16 protein-coding genes and 4 pseudogenes are annotated in these 16568 nt (G+C 58.3%); 9 read left to right on the plus strand and 11 right to left on the minus strand.

The window, feature by feature from the left end:
- Positions 1 to 8: 8 nt before the first annotated feature.
- Together BS626_RS13225 and rsmD are read right to left on the minus strand one after the other, a co-directional pair.
- Positions 9 to 284, minus strand: a complete 276-nt coding sequence (locus tag BS626_RS13225) for a DUF1145 family protein (protein WP_075182869.1) — start codon at positions 282 to 284, stop codon at positions 9 to 11.
- Positions 274 to 882, minus strand: a complete 609-nt coding sequence (rsmD, locus tag BS626_RS13230; RefSeq protein ID WP_075182870.1) for a 16S rRNA (guanine(966)-N(2))-methyltransferase — start codon at positions 880 to 882, stop codon at positions 274 to 276. Before rsmD ends, BS626_RS13225 begins: the two co-directional genes overlap by 11 nt.
- A 180-nt stretch (positions 883 to 1062) precedes the next feature.
- Between rsmD and ftsY the strand changes: the two genes are divergently transcribed.
- From ftsY to rpoH, 4 genes are all read left to right on the plus strand, one after another.
- Positions 1063 to 2871 (plus strand): signal recognition particle-docking protein FtsY, encoded by a 1809-nt coding sequence (gene ftsY, locus BS626_RS13235; protein WP_075182871.1) that lies wholly within the window; start codon positions 1063 to 1065, stop codon positions 2869 to 2871.
- Positions 2872 to 2877: 6 nt separating this feature from the next.
- Entirely contained in the window at positions 2878 to 3546 is a 669-nt protein-coding gene (ftsE, locus tag BS626_RS13240) for a cell division ATP-binding protein FtsE (protein WP_075182872.1), read from the plus strand.
- Entirely contained in the window at positions 3536 to 4516 is a 981-nt protein-coding gene (ftsX, locus tag BS626_RS13245) for a permease-like cell division protein FtsX (RefSeq protein ID WP_075182873.1), read from the plus strand. Before ftsE ends, ftsX begins: the two co-directional genes overlap by 11 nt.
- A gap of 248 nt (positions 4517 to 4764) precedes the next feature.
- Complete coding sequence (gene rpoH / locus BS626_RS13250; RefSeq protein ID WP_075182874.1) at positions 4765 to 5622, plus strand: RNA polymerase sigma factor RpoH; 858 nt, start codon at positions 4765 to 4767, stop codon at positions 5620 to 5622.
- A gap of 321 nt (positions 5623 to 5943) precedes the next feature.
- Here rpoH and BS626_RS18390 read toward each other — a convergent pair whose 3' ends face one another.
- The 6 genes from BS626_RS18390 to BS626_RS13285 form a co-directional block, all read right to left on the minus strand.
- On the minus strand, positions 5944 to 6276 hold the full coding sequence (locus tag BS626_RS18390) for a hypothetical protein (protein WP_139308833.1): 333 nt from the start codon (positions 6274 to 6276) through the stop codon (positions 5944 to 5946).
- 652 nt (positions 6277 to 6928) lie between these two features.
- The gene (locus BS626_RS13260) at positions 6929 to 7435 is read right to left on the minus strand and encodes a YrhA family protein (protein WP_075182876.1); all 507 of its coding nucleotides are present in this window, start codon (positions 7433 to 7435) and stop codon (positions 6929 to 6931) included.
- 7 nt (positions 7436 to 7442) lie between these two features.
- Positions 7443 to 8219: an HNH endonuclease signature motif containing protein gene (locus BS626_RS13265; protein ID WP_240494313.1), complete on the minus strand. Its 777-nt coding sequence runs from the start codon at positions 8217 to 8219 to the stop codon at positions 7443 to 7445.
- 186 nt (positions 8220 to 8405) lie between these two features.
- Positions 8406 to 8705 (minus strand): colicin immunity domain-containing protein, encoded by a 300-nt coding sequence (locus BS626_RS19080; RefSeq protein ID WP_139308834.1) that lies wholly within the window; start codon positions 8703 to 8705, stop codon positions 8406 to 8408.
- Complete coding sequence (locus BS626_RS19085; protein WP_371328502.1) at positions 8695 to 9411, minus strand: colicin D domain-containing protein; 717 nt, start codon at positions 9409 to 9411, stop codon at positions 8695 to 8697. Before BS626_RS19085 ends, BS626_RS19080 begins: the two co-directional genes overlap by 11 nt.
- Complete coding sequence (locus BS626_RS13285) at positions 9408 to 9722, minus strand: hypothetical protein (protein WP_075182879.1); 315 nt, start codon at positions 9720 to 9722, stop codon at positions 9408 to 9410. The genes BS626_RS19085 and BS626_RS13285 overlap by 4 nt, the downstream gene beginning before the upstream one ends.
- 133 nt (positions 9723 to 9855) lie before the next feature.
- Here BS626_RS13285 and BS626_RS18875 point away from each other — a divergent pair.
- Positions 9856 to 10535 (plus strand): annotated as a pseudogene (locus BS626_RS18875) (transposase); the annotation flags it as partial.
- A gap of 303 nt (positions 10536 to 10838) precedes the next feature.
- Positions 10839 to 11234: a phosphate-starvation-inducible protein PsiE gene (gene psiE, locus BS626_RS13295; protein ID WP_075182880.1), complete on the plus strand. Its 396-nt coding sequence runs from the start codon at positions 10839 to 10841 to the stop codon at positions 11232 to 11234.
- An 81-nt stretch (positions 11235 to 11315) separates the two neighbouring features.
- On the opposite strand, the pseudogene malG reads toward psiE, so the two are convergent.
- Together malG and BS626_RS18880 are read right to left on the minus strand one after the other, a co-directional pair.
- A pseudogene (gene malG / locus BS626_RS18685) lies at positions 11316 to 12109 on the minus strand (maltose ABC transporter permease MalG).
- Positions 12110 to 12141: 32 nt separating this feature from the next.
- Positions 12142 to 12279: pseudogene (locus tag BS626_RS18880) on the minus strand (hypothetical protein); the annotation flags it as partial.
- A 15-nt stretch (positions 12280 to 12294) separates the two neighbouring features.
- Between BS626_RS18880 and BS626_RS18885 the strand changes: the two are divergent.
- The 3 genes and pseudogenes from BS626_RS18885 to ubiA form a co-directional block, all read left to right on the plus strand.
- A pseudogene (locus tag BS626_RS18885) lies at positions 12295 to 12499 on the plus strand (maltose operon protein MalM); the annotation flags it as partial.
- Positions 12500 to 12638: 139 nt separating this feature from the next.
- The gene (gene ubiC, locus BS626_RS13310; protein WP_075182881.1) at positions 12639 to 13154 is read left to right on the plus strand and encodes a chorismate lyase; all 516 of its coding nucleotides are present in this window, start codon (positions 12639 to 12641) and stop codon (positions 13152 to 13154) included.
- Positions 13155 to 13173: 19 nt separating this feature from the next.
- Complete coding sequence (ubiA, locus tag BS626_RS13315) at positions 13174 to 14025, plus strand: 4-hydroxybenzoate octaprenyltransferase (RefSeq protein ID WP_240494317.1); 852 nt, start codon at positions 13174 to 13176, stop codon at positions 14023 to 14025.
- Positions 14026 to 14066: 41 nt separating this feature from the next.
- Here ubiA and plsB read toward each other — a convergent pair whose 3' ends face one another.
- Positions 14067 to 16490, minus strand: a complete 2424-nt coding sequence (plsB, locus tag BS626_RS13320; protein ID WP_075182883.1) for a glycerol-3-phosphate 1-O-acyltransferase PlsB — start codon at positions 16488 to 16490, stop codon at positions 14067 to 14069.
- Positions 16491 to 16568 lie beyond the last annotated feature (78 nt).

Here is a 16568-nt window from a genome sequence, read left to right on the forward strand (position 1 = left end):
GTATTCACTTACTTTCTTTTGATCGGCGGCTGCTTTTTCTGCCACGCCAGCAGCTCAAATACGCCAAACAGGAAGATTTTGGTCTGATCCGCGCCGCTCAGCGTCGGCCCCTCTTTCGGCTGAGTGGCTTTAAGCAGGGTCAGCTGTAATCCGTGCATCACCACCATAAAAAACAGCGCAACGTGCAGGAAATATTTCAGCGGCGCCGGCCACGGATGGATCACATTAACAACCAAAAACCCCCAGACGCAGAGCATCAGCAGACGACCGAGATTAAGCAACATGAGCAGACTCCTGTTCGGATTGGGGATGGCGCAAATAGAGGCGACAGGCGACCTGCCCGGCAATTTTTTCCCGGTGCAATCGCCAATGGGCGGGCACCGGCGGAAGGCCGTTTTCGACCTCGCTTTCAACATAAATCAGGGCGTCTTCGCTCAGCCAGCCGCGCTGTTCCAGCCGCGCCAGCGTTTCGCCTAGCAGCCCCTGGCGGAAAGGGGGATCGACAAACACCACGTCGTACGGCTCACCGGCCTGGGCGAGGAAGGTCAGTGCGTCGGTTTGCAGCACGCGGGCCCCGCGGGCGCGCAGGGTCTCCAGATTACGTGACAGCTGCTGGGCCACCGGCCGCGCCAGTTCAAGCAGGGTCGTTGGGCCGGCGTAGCGCGACAGCGCTTCCAGACCCAGCGCACCGCTGCCGGCAAAACAGTCAAGGCAGCGGGCATCCTGTATCCAGGGGGCCAGCCAGTTAAACAGCGTCTCACGCACGCGGTCGGTGGTCGGACGCAGGCCGGCGCTGTCGGGCACCGGCAGTTTGCGGCCGCGCCACTGGCCGCCAATGATGCGGATCTCGCCGCTGCCGCCGCTGCGGTTTTTTTTCGTCATGATGCTCACAACTCGTCATAATTTGTTGCGTAGTTTAACGGGCGAAAGCGGCGCTGGAAACGGTAAAAAAGGGTGCTGTGATGCGCAACAGAGAAAGTGTTAGACTAATGTGCTTAATAATCGACGTGATTTTTCTTTAGGAACCGATTCGGTTCTCCCCGCGAGGAGTGGTGTTACGCAATGGCAAAAGATAAAAAACGGGGCTTTTTTTCCTGGCTTGGCTTTGGCAAAGGGGATCAGCCAGAAAAGCAGGAAGTGAGCAAGGAAACGATAGCGCCGCCGGAAGAGGCGCAGGATGCCCCAGACGATGCCGCCACGCCCGCCGGACACCCCTCGCCTGCCGGGGAGCCCGCCGTTGCCCGCGACGCCGGGCAGACTGACGCCGCGCTGCCGCATCAGCCGGAGACGCAAGCCGACGCTGCGCCGGTGGCGCCGTCGGTACCCGAATTGAATCTGCCGCCAGAGCCAGAGCCAGAGCCAGAGCCCGCTCCGGCGCCAACCCCGCAGCCGGAGCCCGTGCCAGAGTCCAGGCCGGCGCGCGCCCCTGAACCGACGCCAGAGCCCGTTCCGGCGCCAACGCCGCAGCCGGTCCCCGTGCCAGAGTCCAGGCCGGCGCGCGCGCCTGAACCGACGCCAGAGCCCGTTCCGGCGCCAATGCCGCAGCCGGTCCCCAAGCCAGAGCCCGTTCCGGCGCCAACCCTGCAGCCGGAGCCCGTGCCAGAGTCCAGGCCGGCGCGCCCCCCTGAACCGACGCCAGAGCCCGTTCCGGCGCCAATGCCGCAGCCGGTCCCCAAGCCAGAGCCCGTTCCGGCGCCAACCCTGCAGCCGGAGCCCGTGACAGAGTCCAGGCCGGCGCGCGCCCCTGAACCGACGCCAGAGCCCGTTCCAGCGGCAACGCCGCAACCGGAGCCCGTGCCAGAGCGAGAATCCGGGCAGGGACCGGCCCACGCTGCCGAAGCGGTAGCGCCGGCGCCGGTCACGCTGGCGGATCCCGCTCCGGAGCAGGAGGAGGTGGAAGCGGCGAGCGCCGATGACGCGCCGCCGGCGCGGGAGCAAACGCGCCCGACCAAAGAGGGGTTTTTCGCCCGTCTGAAGCGCAGCCTGGTGAAAACCCGGCAAAACCTCGGGTCCGGGTTTATCGGCCTGTTCCGCGGCAAGAAAATTGACGACGATCTGTTTGATGAGCTGGAAGAGCAGCTGCTGATCGCCGACGTTGGTGTAGAGACCACCCGTCGTATCATCACGCACCTGACCCAGCAGGCAAACCGCAAGCAGTTGCGCGATGCGGAAGCCCTGTATGGCCTGTTGAAAGCGGAGATGTCCGCCATTCTCGCGAAGGTGGATGCGCCGCTGGACGTGACCGCAAAAACGCCATTTGTGATTTTGATGGTGGGCGTCAACGGCGTGGGGAAAACGACCACCATCGGCAAACTGGCGCGGCAGTATCAGTCCGAAGGCAAGAGCGTGATGCTCGCTGCCGGCGACACCTTCCGCGCCGCGGCGGTTGAACAGCTGCAGGTATGGGGGCAGCGTAATCATATTCCGGTCGTCGCTCAGCACACCGGTGCGGACTCGGCCTCTGTGATTTACGATGCCCTGCAGGCTGCTCAGGCGCGCGGCGTTGACGTACTGATCGCCGATACCGCCGGACGTCTGCAGAATAAAGCGCATCTGATGGAAGAGCTGAAGAAAATCGTTCGCGTGATGAAGAAGATTGATGAGCATGCGCCGCATGAGGTGATGCTGACGCTGGATGCCAGCACCGGACAAAATGCCATCAGCCAGGCCAAACTGTTTAACGAAGCGGTCGGCCTGAGCGGCATTGCGCTGACCAAGCTGGACGGTACGGCGAAAGGCGGGGTGATCTTCTCGATTGCTGACCAGTTTGGCATTCCTATCCGCTACATCGGCGTGGGCGAAGGAATTGAGGATTTACGTCCGTTTAAAGCAGACGATTTCATTGAGGCACTTTTTGCCCGAGAGGATTAAAACAGGATGATTCGCTTTGAAGCAGTCAGTAAGGCCTATCTGGGCGGGCGTCAGGCGCTACAGGGGGTCGACTTTCATCTGCGCCCGGGAGAAATGGCGTTCCTGACCGGCCACTCCGGTGCCGGTAAAAGTACCCTGCTCAAGCTGATTTGCGGCATTGAGCGCCCCAGCGCCGGTAAAATTTCGTTTGGCGGGCACGATATCAGCCGGCTCAAAAACCGTGAGGTGCCGTTTCTGCGGCGCCAGATCGGGATGATTTTTCAGGATCACCACCTGCTGATGGATCGTTCGGTCTATGACAACGTGGCGATTCCGCTGATCATCTCCGGCGCCAGCGGTGAGGATATTCGCCGCCGGGTCTCGGCGGCGCTGGATAAAGTCGGTCTGCTGGACAAAGCGAAAAGCTTTCCCATCCAGCTGTCCGGCGGTGAGCAGCAGCGCGTGGGTATCGCCCGCGCAGTGGTCAATAAACCCGCGGTGCTGCTGGCGGATGAGCCAACGGGTAACCTGGATGATGCGCTGTCGCGCGATATTCTGCGGCTGTTTGAAGAATTCAACCGCGTCGGCGTCACCGTACTGATGGCGACTCACGACATGGCGCTGGTCACCAGTCGTCACTATCGCACCCTGACGCTGGCGCAGGGGCGGATGCACGGAGGGCAGCATGGCGAATAAGCGCAATCCGCGTCCGGCGGCAAAACAGAGCGTGCCGTCAAAGCGCAAGGCCCTGAAGGGCGGCTGGCAGGAACAGTGGCGCTATGCCTGGCGTGGCACCCTGTCCGATATGTGGCGGCAGCCGCTGGCTACCCTGCTGACGGTCATGGTGATCGCCATTTCCCTGACGCTGCCCAGCGTCTGCTACATGGTGTGGAAAAACGTCAGTCAGGCGGCCGATCAGTGGTATCCGGCGCCGCAGCTGACGGTGTATCTTTCCAAAACGCTGGATGACGGCGCGGCTGAAAATGCCGTGGCGCAGCTTAAGCAGCAGGACGGGGTGGATAAGGTCAATTACCTGTCGCGGGAAGAGGCGATGGGGGAGTTCCGTAACTGGTCAGGCTTTGGCGGCGCGCTGGATATGCTGGAGCAGAATCCGCTACCGGCGGTGGCGATCATCACGCCGAAGCTGAACTTTCAGAGCGCCGACACGCTGCAGAGCCTGCGCGATCGCGTGGCGAAGGTGCCGGGAGTCGACGAAGTGCGCATGGACGACAGCTGGTTTGCCCGGCTGGCGGCGCTAACCGGGCTGGTGGGGCAGGTGGCGGCAATGATTGGCGTGCTGATGGTGGTCGCCGTGTTCCTGGTGATTGGCAACAGCGTGCGGCTGAGCATCTTTGCCCGACGTGACACCATTAACGTCCAGAAGCTGATTGGTGCCACTGACGGCTTTATTCTGCGCCCGTTCCTGTACGGCGGGGCGCTGCTGGGTTTCGCCGGGGCGCTGTTGTCGCTGATCCTCTCTGAGGTGCTGGTGATGCGGCTGGAGTCGGTGGTGGCGCAGGTGGCTTCGGTATTTGGTACCACGTTCGCGCTGCACGGCCTCGGCTGGGACGAGTCCCTGCTGCTGCTGCTGCTGGCGGCAATGATTGGCTGGGTGGCGGCGTGGCTGGCGACCTCGCAACATTTACGTCGTTTTACGCCCCAGTAACCCCCGTACACGTTTTTTGTTATACTCTTCCTCTGCTGTCGGGTAACGCGCAGCAGGGGAAGTGCTCCCCGATCGACGTTCCCCCGGGTCACGCTTGTGCGCAAATTATTCACATAAAAAATGAACCTGTGGATAACTTTGCAGTCGAAGTAGCACGCATTGCTTCAATTATTCCGTGAATTCACGTAGTCTGGTTGGTTATGCGAAGGCGTCGTACAAGCAATAACGGCAAATTTGAGAGGAATTGAATGACTAACGAAATGCATGCTTTAGCTGTCGCTCCGGTTGGTAATCTGGATGCCTACATCCGTGCCGCCAACGCCCGCCCGGTTCTGTCGGCGGAAGAGGAGAAAGCACTGGCTGAACGGCTGCATTACCAGGGCGATCTGGATGCAGCAAAAACGCTGATCCTGTCTCACCTGCGCTTTGTTATTCACGTAGCGCGTAACTATTCCGGTTACGGGCTGCCGCAGGCGGATCTGATTCAGGAAGGCAACATTGGCCTGATGAAGGCGGTACGCCGCTTCAACCCGGAAGTCGGCGTGCGTCTGGTCTCGTTTGCCGTGCACTGGATCAAAGCGGAAATTCACGAATACGTGCTGCGCAACTGGCGTATCGTGAAGGTGGCGACCACCAAAGCGCAGCGTAAGCTGTTCTTTAATCTGCGTAAATCTAAGCAGCGTCTCGGCTGGTTCAATCAGGACGAGGTCGAGATGGTTGCGCGCGAGCTGGGCGTCACCAGCAAAGACGTGCGCGAGATGGAGTCACGCATGGCCGCCCAGGACATGACCTTCGATATGAATCCGGATGATGAAGCCGGTGAAGGTAAACCGATGGCGCCGGTGCTCTACCTGCAGGATAAAACGTCTGACTTTGCCGACGGCATTGAAGAGGATAACTGGGAGCATCACGCTGCGGACAAGCTCGGCGATGCCATGAAGTCGCTGGACGAGCGCAGCCAGCACATCATTCGTGCCCGCTGGTTGGATGATGACAACAAGACCACGCTGCAGGAGCTGGCCGATCAGTATGGCGTCTCCGCCGAACGCGTGCGCCAGCTGGAAAAGAACGCGATGAAAAAGCTGCGGGTGGCGATCGAAGCCTGATCCCCAGCCAGCGTCGTTCAGACCGCCACCCTGCGTGGCGGTTTTTTTTTGCTCTCCGGTCCTGCTTCGCCCGTTACTGCATACGCTGAAAATGCGCAATCCGGCGCGGATTCAGGGACAACAGTAATCCGAAAATTCCGCCGTCAGCTTGCTGCGCTATTTTCCGGTTAACCTCTTTTATCATCTTTAACACAGATGATTGTACGCTTGCTTACTCACATTATCGCTGCCCGGGCCGGTGGCTGAGGGCCCGGCGGCGGTGACGGTTCGAATACCGGTACCCCCACCATCACCACCAGCCGCTCGGGCCGCTGAGGCGCGTTAAGTCCGCATCACCAGACCGCACAGGGGAATACGCCGTTGCGCCACCTTCTTCTGTTGTCTGTGATGCGGCGATTGCTGGCCTGTACTCCAGGCGATGGGAGGGGCGTTAAAACTGGCGCTGCGGGTCCCGACGACGTGACGCTCAGCAGCGCGCAGATCGCGACCCTGCCCTGTGCCAGCATCTATCAGCGCCTTGATAATGGGCGGGGCATGTTTGGGGCGTCGGGTGGCCTTGTTGAATAAATCGAACTCTTGCTGAGTTGCAGGATCCGAGCACGCATCCCCTGACAACACAGGCAGACCCGTGGTCAGGCAGACGTTCAGAATCATCCTCCCGCGCACCTGTAGCACAGTCCTCATCAACCCAAACGGGTACGGTGCTGACATGAGTAAGCCAGTATACATTCTGCTATCGCTACGTAACGGGTTCAGGGCTGCGCCCCGAAACCCGCTAAGGTCAACCCCGCCGCGCAGGCCGTTTTTGGTGCTGCCATCCGCATGGCGGTACTGCAAAAACACATCCTGTCCCGTCAGTATTTATTTCGTGTGCACGGAGTTTTTTTATTCGACGTGAAAGGCAGGATTCGCGATCTGCTGGTAAATGGCACCGCGGATGCAGCGATGCAGGATAGGGCGAACGCCGCAAACTGACGTCATTTTCTGACGCGCTGCGCTTGTCCAACGCTTCGCGGCTACGCAATAAATTGGCCACCGGGTTACCGTTTTTCGCTGACGGAAATTCCGGGTTCGGAAACCGTACTCCGGGAGAAACAGGGCTTACGCGGTGACTTTTGCCTCAAACTGAGCGTCATGCACTCCGGTGCATAGTCATTGATGGCCTCAGAACTCATCTGCGTCGTTTTGCGGTTTTTTCGGGTGCAAGGTGGGGGGAGGGGGCATCGTCTTCGCGCTCAGAGCGTCCTGAGCGCGTTTCAGCGGGGCTGATAAGACCGGGTGTTATGGTGTAAATACAGCGAGAGTGCTATTTTACCGTATCGATAACGGACGCTAATAAATCGCCAAAAGTGGCGTGTGTCTCAATGACGTAATCAGTTGATGCTTTATCGCGGATCTGAAAACAGTCATCTTTGGGGCTGTACACGAACACGGACATGCCATCTTCACCAATCACCAGTTTGTTGGTGAGGTTTGGATCTACGTAGATATCGTTGTCGCGTGTATAAATGTTCCGAATGTAGATATTTGACCATGCTGGCTCGCCATTCTCCGTCTGCGTCATTCCGTACAGAGTGAGTCCATTGTATTCAAGCCCATCCATGATTTTGAGCATATTGACGTAATCCTGGCGTTTTAATACCAGGCGCTGAATATCCGCGAAAACGCCGCGTTTCGTTTTATCCCATTCTGTTGGCGCAGGCTTGCGCATTAAGTCTGCCATGGTGTCAGGTACTACAGGGCTGGCTATCGGATAGTTATCGGAAACCATCAGTGTCTTGAGGATGCCAATCATCTGATTTGTGTCGTTCATAGCGTGTTTACTTCCCTACTGGGTAAATTACGCCGTTCGGCGAAGGCCATAAAACTTTAGTGCTGGCGTTGTATGGGAGGTCTTTGGTGATTATCGCCTGTGTCTTTGATAGCGCGGAGTGATATGGCGAGTTTTGGATCAATATCAGATTATCCATGGCGTTTGTGCCACTGTCATCGAGGGGGATCTTGTGGTGAACCTGCCAGCCGGGCGGCACCTTACCATCAGCCAGACGCGGCAGGTTATTGGAATCAAACGTTGATAGTGCGTCTGGATGATCGGAAAGTGATTTGAGGAAGTTCGGGCGAACAGAACGGCTAAACTCTCCACGGAGTGCGGCATATCCAGCTCGGTCACAACGAACATAGTTCAGCTCCGATACATTCACATCGTCAAGCAGAACGTGCGCATTCTTGTATTTGCCCAGATAGCTTGTCAATTCCTCTGCCGCCATCGGGTTACGTGTAACCAGCAGTGAAGCTGCTGCTACCAGCATCCCGGATGTGGTTTCGTTAAGAACCCCGTCGTACCCCTTAATAGCATCACCGCCCAACTGCTCGGCAGTCTGCCGAAATCCTTCGATATTGCCATTGTAGATACCGCCAGCCGCCAGCAGTCTGCCTGCCGCTTTGCTGTTGATGGTTTTTGCCACCTGGGCATGTTGCACTGGCTCACCTGATGGGCGGAATTTCTCTGTGGCTACGGGTTTCCTGCCGTTCTGGTTATTGATAGCAAGCCTGTAAGCCCGCTGAAAATCACTGACCACCCAGCAAAACGGATCCACGCCGTCAAAAATCCGTTCGCCAGCGGCTTACGGTATCGTCCCAGTGTTCATCGCTATCCAGCCCTCCATCAGGTTGATTTCAAGGTCATCATAAACAGGATAGTACCCTGAGCGGATATAGGGCTTATCCTTCGGGTGTGGCAGCAGATTGGGGGCTTCATTGACCGGGCGTTATGTTTAATTGGTCTAAGTGAGGACGGACTTTTGCCAAATGGTTTTTAGGCTCAGAACCATCTCTAACAGGCCTTGATCATCAAGGTCCTCATCATCGATCAAGCTGGGGTCTGAGCAGTAAGCATCCACCGCAGAGAACACAGAGTCAAAGTAGCGCTGTGTGTCTTTATTCGGGGATTTTGAGTCGTCAGAGTCTCTGTGTTTTCGCCATGATATTGTGTATTGGTTCTCAAATTCTTGTGCGGTTATCGCGCCAGAAACAAATGAGTCAATCAGAGCCAAAAGAGATAGTTCGTTTGTATTAAAAGACATTGCCGCCACCTATTAAATCGGACATTTGAGTTTCAGACAGTTTCCATCCAGAAATGAAGTTACCATCTATCTTGGTCATTACATCAATATTAGTTTCAGGATTGTAGTAGTGATACACGTCCTGATTCCATCGGTACTTTCCTGTGATTTGCTGTGTTAGCGGATCATCAATGTGATCTTTTAGTGCTTGCTCGAAGGCATTTAGACCTTCTGGGTTTGAATTTCCTGGGACGTTGAAATCTACAGCGTGCTTGAATTTTTTCTGTAGTTGTTTGGTTTCGAAATGAACAAATTCAGAAGGCGATGATTTCGGTATTTTTGATAAGACTGAAAGTTCATCTATTTCACCGACAGAACCTAATCTGCCTAAGGTAAGTCCTGCCGCGACAGATACCCCTGCGATGAGCAATCCCTTGTTGTCCATGATTTGATCATAACCCGCTGGCGCATCGCCGCCGAGCTGCTGTGCGGTTTCATGAAATCCTTCGATATTGCCATTGTAGATACCGCCAGCCGCCAGCCGCCAGCAGTCTGCCTGCCGCTTTGCTGTTGATGGTTTTTGCCACCTGGGCATGTTGCACTGGCTCACCTGATGGGCGGAATTTCTCTGTGGCTGCGGGTTTCCTGCCGTTCTGGTTATTGATAGCAAGCCTGTAAGCCCGCTGAAAATCACTGACCACCCAGCAAAACGGATCCACGCCGTCAAAAATCCGTTCGCCAGCGGCTTACGGTATCGTCCCAGTGTTCATCGCTATCCAGCCCGATTATCCAGCCCTCCATCAGGTTGATTTCAAGGTCATCATAAACAGGATCGTACCCTGAGCGGATATAGGGCTTATCCTTCGGGTGTGGCAGCAGATTGGGGGCTTCATTGACCGGAGGTGAGGTGTAATTCCGGTAGTCCAGGTCATAAGTGAATGCGGCTTTTTCCAGTGCTACATCGGGGGTCAGTATGTGCTGGAATTCATCGGGAGGCAGCTCCCGCTCGAGTTCCCACAGCGTGTAGAGTCTGAGCATCAAACATCCTTTTTTTCATATCCTTCCTGTGGATTCTCGCGCGTATTTGTATACAAAGCAAACACACAGGCAATACTTGCTAATGCCCCCGTGGTGGGTACACCAGAAAACGGCAGCGGGACGACCAGCGTCTTTTGCCCGGATGGAGGGGCCGTTGCGCTATCCGGCCGGTACCAGCGTCTGTTAGCGGGCCAGGCCGGTTAATGCCAGTTTCAAAGCCGCCACCGGGACGGAATCGCGCATCGGATGATGAATTCCATCAGGCTAAAGGTTTTTGGTGAAGCGAATGGAACGTCAAAAAACACGGTAAAGAGCGTCGTCGTATCTGGCGCAAGCTGCCTCTTGCGGTTGATGGCAAAAACGCACGAGATCATCTGCGCAGGCCTGTCGCTGAGCCGCGTCACGGACGCCGTAGCTTTCCCGGTCTTATCCGGCATACCCACAGTAAAGTCAGGCCAGCCGCGGCGGAGGGGGCTGATGACATCCGGCGATGTCACGATGAGCGGCAGCATCAGAAAATCAGGGCCGCGTGCCTCCGCGAAAAGGCGTGGATTACCGGCCCGGAGAGTACGCCACCTGCGACCGTGCGGTGGCGAATCAGCGTTTGAGCGTGAGGCCTGCCCGGTGACAATGGCCAACGGAGGATAACCGCCGCTCGATAGCGGAAGCGGCGATGTACCGGGTAAAACCGTTGGTTGGTGGTTCACTGAGCTGCGGGATGACGATGGACAGGTTGCAGAAGCGTTGGCCCTGGTGCGTGCGCCGAATACCATGACGAAGGCAGGTATGCCAGACAGCGTGCGCATCGCCTGAAAACCCGGACAACGACAGAGACGCTCACGCTGAGTCCCGCTTGTTCAACAAAGCCACCCTTCTTGTTAAAAAAATGCATCGAATGATTTATGAGGGAAACGCTTTGGCAAGGAGCAGATGCTTTCGCCGTAGGAAAGGGCACCATCACTGGCATTACCAGACAATCCGTTAACACAACCCCGCGCCGGCGGAGATTTTTTTTGCCCGCGGGAAGGTGCCATATTGTGATCTGTATCACGCTGCAGCATAGTGTGATTGCCAGCAGCGCCTGGCATCACACGATGAGAAGAAGAGGAACGGATTATGACCGGCGTGCATATCGCAAGAGGACTGCAGTGGATTCTCAATGCAGGATTATTAATACTGGCCATCATTCTGGTGATGTTTCTCGGTAAAGAGACCCTGCACCTGGCGAACGTGATGCTCAACGGTGGGGAACCGGCGTCGTCCTACCTGCTGATTGAAGGCATTGTTATCTACTTTTTGTATTTTGAATTTATTGCGCTGATCGTGAAGTATTTTCAGTCCGGCTATCACTTTCCGCTGCGCTACTTTGTGTACATCGGGATCACCGCGATCATTCGGCTAATTATCGTCGATCATAAAGATCCGTTTGATACCCTGTGCTACTCCGGGGCGATCCTTATCCTGGTAATCACCCTGTGGCTGGCTAACAGCCAGCGGCTGAAGCGTGAGTAAAAAAAGCGGCCCGATGGGCCGCAAGCAACAGGAAAGCAGATAACAACAGCGGGTACACAGACACAGGCAAACCGATTTCGCTTATCCTTTCACTCCGCCGGCCGTCAGGCCGCTGACCAGCCAGCGCTGCGCCGGCAGAAATACCAGCGTCATTGGCAGGGCCGACAGCATCGCGACGGCGGCGAAGTCGCCCCACAGGTAATTTTGCAGATTGAGATACTGCTGTATTCCCACCGGCAGGGTATAGCTGTTGACGTCGCGCAGCAGCAGTGAAGCTACCGGCACTTCGGTTACCGCGACAATGAACGACAGAATAAAGACCACCGCCAGAACCGGCACCGGCACCGGCAGCAGGATCAGACGAAACGCCTGCCACAGCGTGGCGCCGGCCTCCAGCGAACCGTCAATGGTTTCAAAGTAGCCCTTAAGGGTCCAGACGTGCCGGGCGATGCCGCCGGGGTAGGCAAACACCAGCCCGGCGTGGGTATTCAGGCCAAGAAAAGGGACATACTGCCCCAGGCGATCAAACAGGGCATACTGCGCGACCAGCGACAGCACTGCCGGAAACATCTGGAAATCAGCATCCCCTTCAGCAGGCTGGCCTTACCGCGAAAGCGCAGGCGGGCAAAGGCGGAGGCGCAGGTTGTGGAGAGGGCGACGATACCCAGCGCGGTGATGGCCGCGACCTTTACCGAGTTCCACAGCCACAGCAGCACCGGGAACGGCGGCGGCGTGGCGCTGGCGTTTTCCTGCCCCACCGCAATGCCCGGCGGCAGCTTCCAGCGATCCCAGGAGAGGTTCTCCGGCAGCAGGCTGCCGATAGCGTAGTTGCCGGGGCGCAGCGAAATGGCGGTCACCATCAGCAGCGGGTACATAATCAGTGCGACAAAAGCCAGCAGTAGCTGGCTCAGCCGCCGCTGCCAGCGCTGCGATCTCGGTTTATCCCCGCCATATCGGCTCCTGCATCAAATTTCATCCGCGTGGCCTTCAGGTTCAGCACCGCCAGTCGACCCACCAGCAGGAAGATCAGCGTGGCGATCGCCGCCGGTTGTGGTCGGAAGCCGTCCCGACGGCGGCACCCGAGACGCCAGCGGCCGGCAGCGAGGCGATGCTCAGCGATACCGAACAGTTTTAACCGCGGCATCGGGCAGGCGGTTAAGCAGGGTGACATCGATAAAGCCCTGAAGCTGGTAAATGAGGCCGGGCGTCCGGGCTCAGCCTCCGCGCGCGATACCTGTATCCGCAGTGTGAAAGGCAAGGGATAACCCCGCACTGTCGATCTGCTCACGGGATGGGGCGTCGCCTTGACGCCCCCTTTTTCCCGCCTTTTCTGCCCCGCTGCGTGTTCTTGCCGGGGCTCTGCGCTACACTGTCGCTCCCTGAGAAGATTGCTGGAGAAACCGCATGTCGGATACGCGGCTGGCGCAACTGTATGCGCTGGCGTGGCTACCGGACTCCGCCCCGGCGCTCACGCCCCCGGTGCGAGACTGGTTGCTGGAGGAGGACTCCATGACCCAACGTTTTGAACGCTACTGCCGCGCCGTCACCGTGACGTCGCTGGCGGAAGGCTTTGTCAGTCCGGCGGCAGTGACGGCAGAAGCGGCGCTGCTGCCGCCGAGCGACCGCTACTGGTTACGGGAGATTCTGCTGTGCGGCGACGGTGAGCCCTGGCTGGTGGGGCGCACCGTGGTACCGGAATCGACCCTCAACGGCCCGGAAGCGATGCTGCAGCACCTGGGCAGCCGGCCGCTGGGACGTTATCTGTTTGCCTCTTCCTCCCTGACGCGGGATTTTATTGAACCGGGGCGCAGCGGATCGCTGTGGGGGCGGCGTTCGCGTTTGCGCCTGTCCGGTAAGCCGCTGCTGCTGACCGAGCTGTTTTTACCCCCTTCGCCGCTGTACGGCACTAAGGATGAATAACGTGGATTCGATCGCGCCCATGAGCAAATTCCAGGCCTGCTGCCGCCTGATGCGTATTGATAAACCGATTGGCACACTGCTGCTGCTGTGGCCCACTTACTGGGCGCTGTGGCTGGCCGCCGATGGCGTCCCGCCGCTGCAGCCGCTGTTAATATTTACCCTCGGGGTGTTTGTAATGCGCGCGGCCGGCTGTGTGATCAATGACTATGCCGATCGTAAGGTCGATGGCCACGTGAAGCGTACCCGGCTGCGGCCGTTGCCGAGCGGAGCAATCAGCCGCCGCGAGGCGAAAATGCTGTTTGCCGCGCTGGTGCTGGTGGCATTTGGCCTGGTGTTGACCCTGAACGGGCTGACGATTGCGCTGTCGTTTGTTGGCCTGGCGCTGGCCTGGAGTTATCCGTTTATGAAGCGCTACACCCACCTGCCGCAGGTGGTGCTGGGCGCGGCTTTCGGTTGGGCAATTCCGATGGGCTGGGCGGCGGTAAGCGGCGCGCTGCCGCTCAGCTGCTGGCTGCTGTTTCTGGCCAATATTTGCTGGACGGTAGCGTACGACACGCAGTATGCCATGGTGGATCGCGATGATGACCTGAAGATCGGCGTAAAATCGACGGCGATTCTGTTTGGTCGCTACGACAAGGCCATCATTGGCTTACTGCAGCTGGCGACGCTGCTGCTGCTGGTGGCGGTGGGGCGGATACATCAGCTGGGCGGCGTTTTCTACGCGGGGCTGCTGCTGGCGGGGGGGCTGTTTATTTATCAACAGTGGCTGATTGCCGGACGGGACCGCGACGCCTGCTTCCGCGCCTTTATGAATAACAACGCGGCCGGGCTGATTCTGTTTGCCGGCGTAGCCCTGTCGCTGCTGCAGTAGCCGGCGTGGATAACGGGGCCGGCAATGCCGGCCCCGTGGGCTTATAACACCACGGCATTCTCAATCGTCAGGCGCACTTCCTGGGTTATCAAATCGGCCAGCAGCTGATACACCTTCATCGTCTGCTCCACCGACGCATCGCCGCTGTCGCTGATATAACCTTCATCACGCAGCGTCAGCACCAGCGTGGAGAATACGGCCTTATCAAAGAACTCCGGCGCATTAATACCGTGCAGTACCGACAGGCGCTGGGCCAGCGTGCGACTCTCTTTCTCCAGCGTTCCGCGGTTAATCGCCGGGTTGGCGCTGAGGATCGCAAAGGTAATGGCGTAGCGCTGCAGGGTTTCACGCACGCCGGCCGCCAGCAGCTGCAGGGTACGAAAGCGTGATGGCACGGTGCTGATCTGCTGCGCATCGCTGACCAGCAGTCCCTGACGGGTCAGCTCGTCGATCAGCGCGTCCAGCACCGCCGGCAGTTCCGCCAGCGTCCAGCGCAGGAACAGCTCGCTTTGCAGCATCGGATAAAGCACGCTTATCTGACGCAGCAGCTCGGCGCGCGGCAGGGTGCGGTGCTGTTGCACCATCGCGGCAATCAGCGACGGCAGCAGCAGCATATGGTGAATATTGTTGCGGTAGTAGGTCATCAGCACCGCCTGCTCGCGCGGCAGAATGATTATCTCACCAATATTGTCCTGCTCGGTTTCGAACTTATTCATACTCAGCGCGTGCTGCAACAGCGCGTCGGCCGATTGCTCCGGAACGGTGGCATCGGGGGAGTAGGGCACGTTGCGCAGCAGCTGCTGATAGCACTCCAGCTGTTCGGTCAGCTGCTCGCGGGTGAGCGAGCGCTGGCGCGACGCCAGCAGCGCGGTGACGCACAGGTTCATCGCGTTGGCCGCGCCGGCGTTGTTAATGCGCACCATCAGCCGCTGGGCAATGTCATTCACCGTTGGGGTCAGCCACGCCGGACGCGAGGCCTCCAGCGGATCGATAGCATCGCGCCAGTCCGGCACGTGCTGGCTCAGGTAGTTGTTCAGCGACAGCGGCTCGCCAAAGTTAACGTAGCCCTGACCCAAATGACGCAGCTTGCTCAGACCGCGCACCATCTGCAGGAAGCTCTCTTTTTCCTTGGTCGCGCCGCGCAGCTCTTTGGCGTAAGTTCCCACTTCCATCACGTGCTCGTAGCCGATATAGATCGGCACGAGGGTGATCGGGCGGTTAACCCCGCGCAGCATAGCCTGCAGGGTCATCGACAGCGTGCCGGTTTTCGGATCAAGCAGGCGACCGGTGCGCGAACGCCCCCCTTCGACGAAGTACTCCACCGAATAGCCACGCACAAACAGTTCGCTCAGGTACTCGCGAAAGACCGTGGAATAGAGCTTATTCCCCTTAAAGGTGCGGCGAATAAAGAACGCGCCCAGCCGGCGAAAAATGGGTCCGGCGGGCCAGAAGTTTAAGTTGATCCCGGCGGCGATGTGCGGCGGCACCAGCCCCTGGTGATAGAGCACATAGGAGAGCAGCAGATAGTCCATGTGGCTGCGGTGGCAGGGAACATAGACAATTTCATGTCCGTCCTGCGCCAGCTGGCGCACGCGTTCGCCGCCGCTGACGTTAATGCCCTTATACAGCTTACTCCAGGTCCAGCCCATCACCCGATCGGTCAGGCGAATGGCCTCATAGGAGAAGTCGGCCGCCACTTCTTCCATCATCTCGATAGCGTTCTGCTGCGCTTTCTCATGAGAGATTTTCTTGCTGCGCGCTTCATCTTCTACCGCTTTGGCGATGGCGCGCGACTGCAGCAGGCGGGTAAACAGGTCCTGCCGCGCCGGCAGGCGCGGGCCGACTGCCGCCAGCCGCTGGCGGGCGAAGTGCATGCTGGCGACGCGAGCCAGCTTTTGCGCGATGGTTTTATCCGTGCCGTGTTCGGTGGCCATGCGGCGCAGCGAGACGGTTTGCGAAAAACGCACAAAGCTGTCGCGGCCGAGCCACAGCACCGCAAAAAATTTCTCGATGCCGTTCAGCAGACGCAGCTGCGGCGTCCCCTCTTCACCCTGTACTTCGCGTCCCGGCGCGCGGCCAAACATCACCGCCACCGGCACCATTTGCACATCCAGCTGCGGATTACTGCGGTGCAGATCCAGGTAGTCGTGGAACAGCTTCACGGACTCCAGCTTCGGTACGTAGTATGGGAAAACGCGCGGGCCATCGTGAATAAACACGTAGCGCGGCAGCATCGCGCCGTCGATCTCCAGCGGCACCAGCGGGTCCGGCAGATCGTGCTGTAAACACTGCGCGCGCAGCGCCAGCAGATCCGCTTTGGAATCGTAAGGCAGCACGTACATGATCGGGCGCGAGGAGTCGAGTCCCAGTTCGGAAATCGGTTCACCGGGAATGGATTTACTCCGCACTAAAAATTTCAGTGGGATGTTCAGTAATTTGTAATAAAATTTACGCCAACCTGACATAGACAGTATAAAGCCTCTTGTTAGCAAAGCGCCGCCAGCATAACAGAAAGTGCTGCGGATTTCTGTGGTGTCGCATGA

The sequence above is a fragment of the Pantoea sp. 1.19 genome (genome assembly GCF_001922585.1).
Classification (GTDB): Bacteria; Pseudomonadota; Gammaproteobacteria; order Enterobacterales; family Enterobacteriaceae; genus 1-19.

Bases quoted from the DNA above. Each gene is read 5' to 3' on its own strand.
- rsmD (WP_075182870.1), bottom strand. From the start codon at position 882: ATGACGAAAAAAAACCGCAGCGGCGGCAGCGGCGAGATCCGCATCATT.
- BS626_RS13285 (WP_075182879.1), bottom strand. From the start codon at position 9,722: ATGCTCAGACTCTACACGCTGTGGGAACTCGAGCGGGAGCTGCCTCCC.
- BS626_RS13225 (WP_075182869.1), bottom strand. From the start codon at position 284: ATGTTGCTTAATCTCGGTCGTCTGCTGATGCTCTGCGTCTGGGGGTTT.
- ubiC (WP_075182881.1), top strand. From the start codon at position 12,639: ATGTCGGATACGCGGCTGGCGCAACTGTATGCGCTGGCGTGGCTACCG.
- ftsY (WP_075182871.1), top strand. From the start codon at position 1,063: ATGGCAAAAGATAAAAAACGGGGCTTTTTTTCCTGGCTTGGCTTTGGC.
- ftsE (WP_075182872.1), top strand. From the start codon at position 2,878: ATGATTCGCTTTGAAGCAGTCAGTAAGGCCTATCTGGGCGGGCGTCAG.
- ftsX (WP_075182873.1), top strand. From the start codon at position 3,536: ATGGCGAATAAGCGCAATCCGCGTCCGGCGGCAAAACAGAGCGTGCCG.
- BS626_RS18390 (WP_139308833.1), bottom strand. From the start codon at position 6,276: ATGATTCTGAACGTCTGCCTGACCACGGGTCTGCCTGTGTTGTCAGGG.
- BS626_RS19080 (WP_139308834.1), bottom strand. From the start codon at position 8,705: ATGTCTTTTAATACAAACGAACTATCTCTTTTGGCTCTGATTGACTCA.
- psiE (WP_075182880.1), top strand. From the start codon at position 10,839: ATGACCGGCGTGCATATCGCAAGAGGACTGCAGTGGATTCTCAATGCA.
- plsB (WP_075182883.1), bottom strand. From the start codon at position 16,490: ATGTCAGGTTGGCGTAAATTTTATTACAAATTACTGAACATCCCACTG.
- ubiA (WP_240494317.1), top strand. From the start codon at position 13,174: ATGAGCAAATTCCAGGCCTGCTGCCGCCTGATGCGTATTGATAAACCG.
- rpoH (WP_075182874.1), top strand. From the start codon at position 4,765: ATGACTAACGAAATGCATGCTTTAGCTGTCGCTCCGGTTGGTAATCTG.
- BS626_RS13260 (WP_075182876.1), bottom strand. From the start codon at position 7,435: ATGAACGACACAAATCAGATGATTGGCATCCTCAAGACACTGATGGTT.